General features: G+C 35.1%; 15 protein-coding genes and 1 tRNA gene. 2 read left to right on the forward strand and 14 right to left on the reverse strand.

Going from position 1 to position 10,966, the window contains the following annotated elements; translation table 11 throughout:
• Window positions 1-418: 30S ribosomal protein S13 (locus tag Q0W25_RS08160; RefSeq protein WP_298521049.1), on the reverse strand; the 418-nt coding region annotated here is incomplete at its 3' end.
• A gap of 187 nt (window positions 419-605) precedes the next feature.
• Window positions 606-690, reverse strand: a tRNA-Ser gene (locus Q0W25_RS08165).
• Window positions 691-943: 253 nt separating this feature from the next.
• Here Q0W25_RS08165 and Q0W25_RS08170 point away from each other — a divergent pair.
• On the forward strand, window positions 944-1,501 hold the full coding sequence (locus tag Q0W25_RS08170) for a LemA family protein (RefSeq protein ID WP_298521051.1): 558 nt from the start codon (window positions 944-946) through the stop codon (window positions 1,499-1,501).
• 15 nt (window positions 1,502-1,516) lie between these two features.
• Window positions 1,517-3,289 carry a DUF2207 domain-containing protein gene (locus Q0W25_RS08175; protein ID WP_298521053.1) on the forward strand — a complete coding sequence of 591 codons (1,773 nt, stop codon included), beginning with the start codon at window positions 1,517-1,519 and terminating at the stop codon, window positions 3,287-3,289.
• Window positions 3,290-3,308: 19 nt separating this feature from the next.
• On the opposite strand, the gene Q0W25_RS08180 is transcribed toward Q0W25_RS08175, so the two are convergent.
• The 12 genes from Q0W25_RS08180 to Q0W25_RS08235 all read right to left on the reverse strand — a co-directional run bounded on the left by Q0W25_RS08180 (window position 3,309) and on the right by Q0W25_RS08235 (window position 10,922).
• Window positions 3,309-3,746 (reverse strand): hypothetical protein, encoded by a 438-nt coding sequence (locus Q0W25_RS08180; protein WP_298521055.1) that lies wholly within the window; start codon window positions 3,744-3,746, stop codon window positions 3,309-3,311.
• A gap of 61 nt (window positions 3,747-3,807) precedes the next feature.
• The gene (locus tag Q0W25_RS08185) at window positions 3,808-4,770 is read right to left on the reverse strand and encodes an RNA-guided pseudouridylation complex pseudouridine synthase subunit Cbf5 (RefSeq protein WP_298521057.1); all 963 of its coding nucleotides are present in this window, start codon (window positions 4,768-4,770) and stop codon (window positions 3,808-3,810) included.
• Window positions 4,771-5,101: 331 nt separating this feature from the next.
• Window positions 5,102-5,269, reverse strand: a complete 168-nt coding sequence (locus Q0W25_RS08190; RefSeq protein ID WP_298521059.1) for a 50S ribosomal protein L14e — start codon at window positions 5,267-5,269, stop codon at window positions 5,102-5,104.
• On the reverse strand, window positions 5,270-5,791 hold the full coding sequence (gene cmk / locus Q0W25_RS08195) for a (d)CMP kinase (RefSeq protein WP_298521061.1): 522 nt from the start codon (window positions 5,789-5,791) through the stop codon (window positions 5,270-5,272). It abuts the gene before it with no gap.
• Window positions 5,791-6,057 (reverse strand): 50S ribosomal protein L34e, encoded by a 267-nt coding sequence (locus tag Q0W25_RS08200; protein WP_298521063.1) that lies wholly within the window; start codon window positions 6,055-6,057, stop codon window positions 5,791-5,793. Before Q0W25_RS08200 ends, cmk begins: the two co-directional genes overlap by 1 nt.
• A gap of 113 nt (window positions 6,058-6,170) precedes the next feature.
• Entirely contained in the window at window positions 6,171-6,764 is a 594-nt protein-coding gene (locus tag Q0W25_RS08205; protein ID WP_298521065.1) for a DUF106 domain-containing protein, read from the reverse strand.
• A gap of 12 nt (window positions 6,765-6,776) precedes the next feature.
• Window positions 6,777-7,337 (reverse strand): adenylate kinase, encoded by a 561-nt coding sequence (locus Q0W25_RS08210; RefSeq protein WP_298521066.1) that lies wholly within the window; start codon window positions 7,335-7,337, stop codon window positions 6,777-6,779.
• 44 nt (window positions 7,338-7,381) lie between these two features.
• Complete coding sequence (gene secY / locus Q0W25_RS08215; protein ID WP_298521068.1) at window positions 7,382-8,740, reverse strand: preprotein translocase subunit SecY; 1,359 nt, start codon at window positions 8,738-8,740, stop codon at window positions 7,382-7,384.
• 33 nt (window positions 8,741-8,773) lie between these two features.
• Complete coding sequence (locus Q0W25_RS08220; RefSeq protein WP_298521070.1) at window positions 8,774-9,211, reverse strand: uL15m family ribosomal protein; 438 nt, start codon at window positions 9,209-9,211, stop codon at window positions 8,774-8,776.
• Between the two features lie 14 nt (window positions 9,212-9,225).
• Window positions 9,226-9,684: a 50S ribosomal protein L30 gene (locus tag Q0W25_RS08225; protein WP_298521072.1), complete on the reverse strand. Its 459-nt coding sequence runs from the start codon at window positions 9,682-9,684 to the stop codon at window positions 9,226-9,228.
• 12 nt (window positions 9,685-9,696) lie between these two features.
• Window positions 9,697-10,338, reverse strand: a complete 642-nt coding sequence (gene rpsE / locus Q0W25_RS08230) for a 30S ribosomal protein S5 (RefSeq protein ID WP_298521074.1) — start codon at window positions 10,336-10,338, stop codon at window positions 9,697-9,699.
• A 2-nt stretch (window positions 10,339-10,340) separates the two neighbouring features.
• Entirely contained in the window at window positions 10,341-10,922 is a 582-nt protein-coding gene (locus Q0W25_RS08235; RefSeq protein ID WP_298521075.1) for a 50S ribosomal protein L18, read from the reverse strand.
• Window positions 10,923-10,966 lie beyond the last annotated feature (44 nt).

A 10,966-nucleotide genomic window follows, 5' to 3' on the forward strand; every position in this document is an offset into this window, starting at 1 on the left:
AACTTTTTCTGAAAGTAGATTTGGTTCTTTGACCTCTAACAGGTAAACCAACTTCATGTCTTCTACCTTTGTAACTTCTGGTCTTTTTCATTCTGTTTAAATCGTCCCTTAAAGTCATGTCAAGATCAGATTCAATTAAATGAATGTCTTCACCAGTTTCGTAATCCTCTCTTCTGTTTAACATCCAGGTAGGAATGTCGAATTTTTGAGGATTTTCCAAAATTTCTTCAATTCTTAAAACATCTTCGTCAGCAATGTATCCAATTTTAGCATCTAAATCTAAGTCTAAAGTACGACACAAAGTTTTAGATAAAGATATTCCAACACCTTTGATTTCGGTTAAAGCTTGTTCAATGGTTTTGTTACCATTTACATCCTTTCTTGAAATACGCACTAAGTGCTTGAAATCGTCTTCCATTAAATAACCTCCATTTATAGAGCGAACCTACGAGACGTAAAATATAGATTCGAATGCCTTGAATTTCTCAAAGCACAGTTCTTTCAACAATTTAAAACTTAGTTTAAATAAACTAAGAGTGCAAAAATATCAGTTTAACAAGTATTTTTTTAATTGAAACAAAAAAATTAAGTTTAAAACTAATAAACGCCGAGACTGGGATTTGAACCCAGGAGGGCGGAATGCCCACGAGATTTCCAGTCTCGCGCCTTACCAGGCTAGACTATCTCGGCATAAAGTAGTCAGCAATACTTGCACATCATATTGACTAGTATAATATGATATAATAATATATTTACCTTAACATATATAAAGGTATTCATTTTTCCGATTATTTCAAAAAAATTATTCGAAAAAGATAAAAAAAAGATAATCCACACTACTGATTGGCTTTAATGCCATATATAATTAGCTGCATTGCCCTAAAATTGCAAAACATAAAATATATTATCTATATAAGAAAAGATATCAACTAAGGTGAAAAAAATGAATTTCATTATAATAATAGTAGTTGTAATTTTAGTGATTTTTATCATTGGAACACTTATCCACATGTACAATAACCTAGTCGGACTTAGAAACCTCGTAAAGAACAGTTATTCACAAATTGATGTTCAGCTCAAAAGAAGAAACGATTTGATACCAAACCTTGTCGAAACCGTAAAAGGCTATGCTGGCCATGAAAAAGGTGTTCTTGAGGAAGTTACCAAAGCAAGAACTGGCGTTATGAACGCACAAGGCGTCAAAGAAACAAGTGAAGCGGACAATCAGTTAACCAGCGCTTTAAAAACATTATTTGCTGTGGCTGAAAATTACCCTGACCTAAAAGCAAACAGCAATTTCCAACAATTACAAAGTGAATTAACAGAAACCGAAGATAAAATTTCATATTCCAGACAATTCTACAACGACGCTGTATTGAAATACAACAACGCATGCCAACAATTCCCAAGCAGCCTTATGGCAAGACTATTCGGGTTCAAAGTGGATGAATTCTTTGAAGCTCCTGCAGCTGAAAGGGAAGTTCCTGAAGTTAAATTTTAAAGGAGATTGGATTATATGAATGTTAAAAAGACATTCTGTATAATCTTACTTGTTTTTATATTATTTTCAACAATCACTCTCGTTTCAGCAGATGACGACAGAAGCTACAGCATCGACCAGGCATTTATTGACTTGACTGTTGAAAATAACGGTTTACTCCACGTAGATGAACAGTACGATTATGCATTTGAAGGAAAATTCAATGGAGTTTACAGGGACATACCATTGAAGTCAGGGGAAAGTATAGAAAACATCAAAGTTTCAGCAAATGGTGCTTATCCCGTTCTGCAGGAAAGTTATGACGGAAACACCAAACATTTGAAAATCTACTTATATTCCGATGCAGCCCATACAAAAGGCATTAGAGACTGCAAGGTATCAGTTTTCATTAGCTATGATTTGAAGAATGTAGTGACCCTTTTCAACGATGTTGGAGGTCTGCAATACAAGCTATGGGGTGATGAATGGGATGTAGGTGTTGGAAAAATGTATGCTACAGTGAACCTTCCTGGAAATGAGAATAACGAATATTTCCTAAACCCTCAAGAATATAACCATACAAGCAAACTGCAAGGAAATAAAATAACCGCTGAGACCACAAGCATTCCAAAAGGGGAATTATATGAATTGCTCGTCTTAATGCCTATAGAGGATTTCAACAATGCCACCTATGCCAAACATGTAAAACAGAACGGTCGGGACATGATAATGAAGAATCTGGATGAAAGCGTCAGTGGAAGAAACTTCTGGAACACATCTTATCTTATCATGGGATTATTGTCCATCTTAAGCCCAGTCGGAGCAATATTTACTTATCTCAGATACGGAAGGGAACCTAAAGTGACTTATAATGGGATTTATGAAAGGGATCTTCCGACAAATGACCCTCCGGAAGTCATCAATGCACTGGTTGAAAACAAAAAGGATATCGGAACACCTAACATGAAAGGATTTGAATCATCAATAATGAACCTTATCGATAAAAAGGTCTTTAAGCTATTTACTGAAAACAATGAATTTAGCGATACCAATGACCTGATTTTAACATTCAATCATGACAAGGTTAATGAATTGAGTTCCAGCGAAAGGATAGTATTCAACACATTGGAGCACTTTTCAAGGGACAATGCATTAAACCTCTCCCAGTTAAACAGCGAACTGTCTTCAGAATATGAAGCAAAATGGTTTATGGGACAAATCGAAAGCTGGCAGGATGAAGTTAAAAACAGCGTTGACACATCACAGTACTTTGACGATACCGGTTCAACATTAATATCAGGAATTGCAATTGGAGGCCTCATTTTCGGAATAATATTTGCAATTCTTGGAATCATTACCAATTTGATAAATGGAATGTATGCCCTCATTGGAGGAGTATTCCTCATCATCTTTTCAATAGCATTATTGTATCTTGATGAAGATATATTTGGAAGATGGACAGAAAGTGGTAGGACCTTCTATCTCAAATGGAACAATTTGAAGAAGTTCTTAAAAGATAACAGTTTAATTAAAGAACACCCTCCAGAATCAATAGTTGTCTGGAAGAAGTACCTGATTTATGGATCCGCTCTTGGAGTAGCAGACCAGGTATACAAATCCATGAAACTTCAAGTACCGAATATCTCAGATTATGATGATGATTTATTCAGATATCATTACTACGGAGGCTATTCAATGATGTATTCCGCATTCCAAACAGGTGAAACAGCAGCAAACCCATCTTCAGATTCAGGCGGATTCGGTGGATTCGGTGGAGGATCAGGAGGTGGAGGTGGAGGAGCATTCTAGCTTCCCACTTCTTTTATTTTTAAAATTCAATAGAATTAGCCATTGCCTTCAACGTATCATGACCCATATCAGAACTGGATATGGCGACTACCTTTTCATCCTTATCAAAAACAACTATATTCAATGAACCATTGGATAGGATATGCAGACCCGCTTCCCTTGTTAGCTCAAAATCATGATTGTCTACCAAATCAATGATTTTATCTCCTACAAAAGTCTTTTTTTCACAATGTGCGAAAAATGTAACGTTTATATCATTGACACTATCCTCATAGATTGTTGTGCCATAAGGGTCGGGATCTATGAGAATAGGAACTTCCTCAAATGACGAATTTAGAGGAACATCCATTTTAAAGCCAGGACTAAATTCATGTTGCTGCAAACCCATCGCAAAAGATGGTGTTAACGTCACAATAATTATGATAAATGCCAAAAAAACTATACTCTTGTCAAACATGAGCATTCCCCAATTACTTGAAAATGTGTTTGAATAAGAATATAAATTTTGTCAAAAAGAGTTATTTCCAGAATCTTGGATAGGTATCCGGTTTCATGAATACTTTGGAAGTTTTAACGGCAAATCCATTGTCCGCTTCTAGAATCTCATTACTGGTCAATAAAGAATTACCTGCAGCAACCAATTCCCCTTTTAAAGTCAATATTGCTACAAAATCATTCTTTTGAATGTTATCGGCTAAATAGGCAATTCCTCCACATGCCAAATCAGCACCATGACATATCGCATCCACCGCGGAGTCCTTTATGATTACTTTAGGCAAATAATCTGCAGCCCTTTCCATTGGCATTATCGCATCACGCAAGAATGATTCATCACCGTCTTCAATCCAGAAATGATAAGCGTCAGTGACATCCTGCAGGGTTACAAGATTATTTTTTTCATTGAATGAACCTACCTGTGTTCTTCTAAGTTCAGCCATATGGGCTCCAACGCCTAATGCCTCACCAATATTGTGGCAATAGGTTCTGACGTATGTTCCTGCCTCACAGCCTATTCTGAACAGTACGTCCCTTCCCTCAATTTCATAGATTGTGGAATAATAGATGTTACGGGTCCTCAATTCACGTTTAACCGCGGATTTGACTGGCGGAAGCTGGAATATCTTTCCTGTGAATTCGGCAAAAACTTCGCGAATCCTTTCTTCAGGGACATCCTGATGGAAAGTTAAAAGACATACATATTCCTTTGGTGCTGTCAAAAGCAGTTGTATTGCACGGGTTGCATCATTAAGTCCCACCGGCAAAATTCCAGTAACTTTAGGATCCAATGTTCCTCCATGACCTGATTTCTCCAATTTTAAAATACGTTTAATCCATGAGTCTATCTCATGAGAAGTCGGGCCGGAGGGTTTATCCAGATTAATTATACCTTTAGCTAAATGTTCATCAACAGACCTTTCATAAGGATCACACCCATATTCTGGATTTGTTTGTGCATTTGACTTGATTAAATAACCTTTCATAGTTAATTCTCCATAGCTAAAAATATAATTTAGTCTTATACTATAAAATTAGATTTTATTATAAATAAATTTAATTAAAAAATAAAAAAAGAAGATAAAAAGTTATTTTTTAAACATTCTAATTGACACTAAAATCAAAAAAATATTACTCATTGCAATGTATTTTTGTCGTTTCCATCGTATAATGTCGTTAAAAATATATTACTTAATGGAAATTATGGAAATTAGAAAAAAATGTAAATAAAAAGAAAAAGTTAAGATTCATCATTTAGATGAATTCAAATTATGCAAAAAAATTGTATTTAAAATAAAATAAAAAGTATTGCTGTGCTTATTCAGCTAAAGGTTCTAAGTGTTGAATGTTACAACGTCTGTTTTTAACTCCGTCGCCTTTTACTTCAACGTAGTTTTCATCAATGATTGCAACAATTTCACATTCTTGACCAGCTTCTCTACCAGCAGTTTTAATACATTTTCTACCTACTTCGATTGATGCCATTTATATCACCTTTAATGTTTGAATAATGATTTCTGATATGCTTTCAGGATCAAAGCTATCAGTATTTATAATTAAATCATAAATATCCATATTACTGATATCGATATTATGGATTTCCTTATATCTTAAGGCTTCGCTTTTTTCACGAGTTATAATCTCGCTTTTAGCCACATCAACAGTCTTGTCTTCCCTTTGAGCAATTCTGCCTGAACGGACATCAAATGGAGTCACTAACCAAAGTCTCAAATCAGCATTGTCAACAAAATATGCTGATAATCTGCCTTCGATTATTAGATTTTCTGCAGATTTGGCTTTTTCAGCTTGCCTTTTATCAATTTCCTTGTCAATATCATCATTACCTTCGGCAAACTCACTGAATTCAAGAACGGACATACCCTTTTCAGCAGCCATTTCCCTGAAAATGAATCCTGCGGAAATGTAATGAATGTCCAATTTTTCACTTAGCTTTTCAGCCAAGGTAGTTGTTCCGGTTCCAGCTAACCCACCGATAGTAATTATCATTATTTTCTAGCCTCGTTTTTGAAAAGTTTACGAGCACAACTTGAGCATAAGTACCCACCGTATGGACGGTTAGGTCTTTTAGCTGTTTTTGATAATTTTCCAATTTCATATGGACGTCCACGAGGAACACCATGTAAGACTGCACCACACTCAGCACAAACGTGCTTGGATGGTTTTTTCTTTTTATATCTTAGAACATTTTCCCCACCGGGAGTGTTCTTTTTAACTCTTTTATATGATCTTGATCTGAACCTATTTGCAGGCATTTAATCACCTAATAATTTTAATAATTTAATAAATAATGTGTAATAGCGTATTCAATATAGAATATTATACTATATTTTTTTCATCATTAATAAATGTATAGTTTAAAGAGTATTTAGAACCCTTCTTTAAATCCTAAGTATTTTCTTATAATTTGACTCATACTAAAAGTACAAATGAAATACCATAATAACCAACCGATTCCATAAGGAATAGTTGCCTTACCACCAAGCCAGAAACTACCAAGAGCATGCCATAATGGAGTTAAAATAACCCAATATACTGTTTTTGGTAAAATGATGACCAAGTTATGGATAGCAGAGGATCTCATCCACCAGAATATTAAAAGAATTGGAACCATTGTGACAATCACTGGTTTGAACTGATTAGTCATCATTGCAGTTTGGTCACCCATTGCTGCCATCTGTTCTGCTTGGATTTTTGAAACTTCCTTGCCGTCCCCTCTTTTTTGTGCATCTCTAAGTCTTTTATTTAAGTCTTTCATTTTTGCTTGCTGTTCATTTAATGCATCTTGGTCAACCATATACTTATTGGCTATAGTTGTAATTAATGAAACAATAAATGCAATAATTAAAACAGCTAAAGCAGGGTTTTGTGGATTGGGATCTAAAGCAAGAATCGGATTGAAGATTGTATTCAACCCTTGGAATATGACATTCCATATTGGACCTAATATTGCATCAAACATACTATAATCCCCTTATAAATTTAATACATCTACTAATTTAGAAACTGAAGAATTTAAATGATTGTCATGATTTGAGACTATTTTAACAGTAGCTCCAGTCAAAGTGGCATAAGCCATTGAAGTAGCTCTGTTCATTTGCTGATGCAAATCAATGTCTTTAGCTTTTTGAACATCTCTAGAACGGGTCTCATCATTTAATCTTCTGTATATGATTTCATCAGGATTAGCTTCAATTAATACAAAAAGATCTGGTTGCAATTCGTTTAAAACCCAAATAGGTAATCCTGGCAAGAATCCAGATGGTGTGTTGATAGTACAATGAGTATCAACAATAACATTATCGTTTTCAGATCTTCTTTTGATTTCTTTAGCAGCTTCAGCTTGAATCTCTTTTTGAGTTTCAGCCGGTAATTTCCTTAAAGAATCTCTATCTTCAACAATTTTTCTTTCAATTGCAATTTCAGTCATTATGTCACCGTAATTTAAGTGAACATAATCTACTTCTTCAAGTGCTTTGTTAAGCAATGTTGTACTTCCAGAACCTGGAATACCTGTTAATACTACTAATTTCAATTTAATCCCTCACGTGTTAGTAAAAAGATAAAAAATTAGGAGATCTAATCTCCTAAGAATTTTCTAAGAAGTGGATTTGAAGACATAAGTTGTTCTTCTGCCATTTCTTCATAAAGTTTATGAATGATACCTACAGTAAGTAAAACACCAGTACCTCCACCTAAAGCACCGGTTAAGTCTGCAAGGAAAGCAATTAAACCTACATATATACCGCTGATAATGGTAAGTGCAGGAATATATTTTTTCAAAATTTTATACAATTGACGTTTACTGCTTCTGAAACCAGGTATCTGAATACCGGATGAATGAAGTTGTTCGGAAATCTTTTTAGCGTTTAATCCACTGATTTCTACCCACAAGTATGAGAACAGCATACAGCATGCAATAAAGAATATTGCATAAATAAGGACGTGAATCGGTTCTGTAACGAACATGTACAATTTAGGGGTAGACAATAACCATGCGATACCATCAACGGCTCTGCCCTTTTCAATATGGCCTAAAATAGGCAATCCGATTTTTTGGAAAAGGTTTGCGAACAAGGTTACGTTTACAAGCAATGCACTTGTTAAAATAACCGGCATGTTACTTGAATATACGAATTTCAATGGATATTTACCGACAGCTCCTCTAACTCTTCCGTGACCTCTTACGCTACCGTGAGAAATTGGAATTTCAACTCTCATGGATTCACCATAAAGAACAACTAAAAATACTATGATAGTTGTAATCAATGGAATCAATATTGCGAAGTCAGGCTTACCGGCCACAGCAGCTTGTATGAATCCTGGAATAATACCCGGAAGTATTCCTTGAGCATTAGGGAGGAAATTAAATGTACCTACTATAATCGCTTCACACACACCAGCTGCAATGAATAATCCGATACCACTACCGAATCCCCATTTTGATACAACTTCATCAAGGTATATGATAACCAATGCCCCAATAACAAGCTGTAAAATCAATAATGCGGTATAAGAACCATCTAAAGGAACTATATTCCCTGTCAATACTAATACAGAAGCTTCAAAAACGGTAAATACAATAGACAATACCTTTTGAGTAGCCTGGAAATGAGATTTATCCTTATGGGATGACAAATCCAACTCCAAAAGATTTGAACCCACTAACAGTTGCAATACAATTGAAGCAGTAACAATAGGACCAATACCTAAAGTTAAGATTGAACCAAAGCTTCCTGCCATAACAGCTCTTAACTGAGCGAACTGGTCATAAGATCCAGGAGCCACACCATATAATGGAATTTGTGTTAATATAAAATACAATACTAAAACAAGACCTGTCCATTTAAGTTTTTCATTGAAGTCTTCTCTGTGAACTGGAGATTTAACTTCAGGAATAACTCTAAAGATAGGTTCTAAAACTTCTAGTGCTGACATTTTCTTCCTCTTAATAATTTAAAAAGGAAAAAGCTATAATTCGATAGCTTCTCCACCTAATTCTTCAATTTTTTCAATAGCAGATGCTGAAAATTGTGGTGCTGAAATTTTGAAAGCTTTAGTGATTTTACCTTTAGCTAAAACTTTGTCGTAACCTAATTCAGTAACATCAATTACAATGGCATCTCCGTCTTTGGATGCTTTGCCGCTTGCAATTAAATTTTCAGCTTGCTCTTCTAAGTAACTTAAATTAACTGCATTAATTTTTTTAATCATTTTTTGAGGTCTTTTGAAACCATGTTTACCAAAGTGGTCAGGGTCGTGGATAACGGTCCAGGTCCAGTGTTGTTTACGCATACCTGCTTTACCTTTTCCACCTTTGTTACCTGCACCTCTACGTTTTTTGGTACATCCTCCACCGTTGGATCTAGAACCTCTTTGTTTGTTAATTTTACGTTTTGTTCTAATCATAATATACACCTGATTTAAAGCATTCTAATTGCGAGATCTTTAATTTCTTCTCCCCTGTAACCTAAAGATCCACCTTCGTTAACAGATAAGCGGATATCTTCATATCCTTTTCTAGGAGGGTGTAAACGGAATACAGGTTTAATACCTACATCAGCTAATTTAACTTCAGAATTAATTAAAGCTTCTGCTAATTCTGCAATGTTGGTATAATCAGAATTTTCAGCTACATATTCATCGGTAACTTTTTTGTTACCAGGGAGTCTTCCTCTTTTAGCGATAATTTTAGCTAAAACTTCAGCATCGATTTCTCCCCAAGTGATGTAGTCCTTAGCTTTTTGAAGCATACCTTCGTAACTAGGATTTTCTTCAACTAATACTGCGTGGCTGATTCTGTTAAGTCTTAACATGTCTAAGGTGTCAGCGATTTTTTGAATGACACCGGTAGTTCCTCTAACTCTAATAACTAAAAACATAGTAATCACCATCTAGTAGTTAACTCCCATTTTTTTGAGGTCTTCTTTACTTGCTTTAACTTTACTTAATTCTTTTAAAGCATCGAATACTGCGTTAGCAAAGTTAACAGTAGTTTGAGTTTGTCCGAAGGATTGAGACCATACATCTTGAATACCAGCGAGTTTTAAGATAGTTTTACCAACGTCACCGATTACTAAACCTACTCCTGCAGGTGCAGGCATTAAGGTTACGCTTACACTACTGGTTTTACCTTGAACTTTGAAAGGTACGGTGTGTTCTCTTCCACAAACACAACCCCAATCTCCACAACCTCTTCTAACTTTAATAATGTTGTATTTAGCATTATCAACAGCTTTTCTGATTGCAGGACCAACTTCTTTAGCTTTACCTTGGCCTAATCCAACATATCCGTCTTTGTTACCTACAGCAACAATTACTCTGAAGTTAACTTTTCTACCAGATTTATGCATCCTTTGAACTAAGTTAACGTCCATTACTTCTTCTTCTAAGTCAGGAATTAATGCATCAACGATTTCTAATTCCATGATTGGAAGACCTTTTTCGAAGATTTCATCGATATCAGTAATGGTTCCATCTTTAACTAATTGACCCATTTTAGTTTTAGGTTCCCATTCATCAATATTAAAACTCATAGTTATTCCTCTGCCTCATCAATATTCTTAATAGTTTCATCAAAGTTTTCTGGTAAATCTACAGGATTGAGACCTCTTTCGAAATACTTTGAGAATTTTTTATTAACTTCGTCTTCATCTAAGGATTCAGCATAATTAGCAACATGTTCTCCTCTGATACGTTCATCTTCTGGGAAAATGAAATCACCGTGAGGAATTTCTAAACCTGCATCTACAGCACCTTTGAGAGCTGCAAATACTTTGGATCCTTTAATTGGTGATTTTAAACCAATATCTAAAATTGCACTTTCTACACCGTTTGCTAAAGCTCTTTTAGCACAAAGGTATGCAGTTAAGTAAAATGCTGAAATGTTACTGGTACCACCTAAGTAACCGTAGCTAGCTAATTGTTTACTTACAGCAGATGCAACAGTGACGTCTCCTTCTGGAGCATAGTCAACAACTTGAACAGTTGCATGAGAGTTAGAAACTCTAACAACTAAACGAGATTTGTCGTAGTCAACTAATTTCATTCTAGCTGCATAATCAGTTTTTCCTTCTCTTCTTCTTCTGAATGCTACTTTATAGTTAGTTCCATGTGCCATGCTTATTCCTCTCCTTTAATTAAATCATGGTCACGGGCGTAGTT

This window comes from uncultured Methanobrevibacter sp. (assembly GCF_947166415.1).
Taxonomy (GTDB): Archaea; Methanobacteriota; Methanobacteria; order Methanobacteriales; family Methanobacteriaceae; genus Methanocatella.

Excerpts from the sequence above, each read along its gene's own strand:
- Q0W25_RS08200 (WP_298521063.1), bottom strand. The coding sequence starts at position 6,057 with ATGCCTGCAAATAGGTTCAGATCAAGATCATATAAAAGAGTTAAAAAG.
- Q0W25_RS08225 (WP_298521072.1), bottom strand. The coding sequence starts at position 9,684 with ATGTTTTTAGTTATTAGAGTTAGAGGAACTACCGGTGTCATTCAAAAA.
- Q0W25_RS08235 (WP_298521075.1), bottom strand. The coding sequence starts at position 10,922 with ATGGCACATGGAACTAACTATAAAGTAGCATTCAGAAGAAGAAGAGAA.
- Q0W25_RS08185 (WP_298521057.1), bottom strand. The coding sequence starts at position 4,770 with ATGAAAGGTTATTTAATCAAGTCAAATGCACAAACAAATCCAGAATAT.
- Q0W25_RS08175 (WP_298521053.1), top strand. The coding sequence starts at position 1,517 with ATGAATGTTAAAAAGACATTCTGTATAATCTTACTTGTTTTTATATTA.
- Q0W25_RS08170 (WP_298521051.1), top strand. The coding sequence starts at position 944 with ATGAATTTCATTATAATAATAGTAGTTGTAATTTTAGTGATTTTTATC.
- Q0W25_RS08205 (WP_298521065.1), bottom strand. The coding sequence starts at position 6,764 with ATGTTTGATGCAATATTAGGTCCAATATGGAATGTCATATTCCAAGGG.
- Q0W25_RS08220 (WP_298521070.1), bottom strand. The coding sequence starts at position 9,211 with ATGATTAGAACAAAACGTAAAATTAACAAACAAAGAGGTTCTAGATCC.
- secY (WP_298521068.1), bottom strand. The coding sequence starts at position 8,740 with ATGTCAGCACTAGAAGTTTTAGAACCTATCTTTAGAGTTATTCCTGAA.
- rpsE (WP_298521074.1), bottom strand. The coding sequence starts at position 10,338 with ATGAGTTTTAATATTGATGAATGGGAACCTAAAACTAAAATGGGTCAA.
- Q0W25_RS08180 (WP_298521055.1), bottom strand. The coding sequence starts at position 3,746 with ATGTTTGACAAGAGTATAGTTTTTTTGGCATTTATCATAATTATTGTG.
- Q0W25_RS08190 (WP_298521059.1), bottom strand. The coding sequence starts at position 5,269 with ATGGCATCAATCGAAGTAGGTAGAAAATGTATTAAAACTGCTGGTAGA.
- cmk (WP_298521061.1), bottom strand. The coding sequence starts at position 5,791 with ATGATAATTACTATCGGTGGGTTAGCTGGAACCGGAACAACTACCTTG.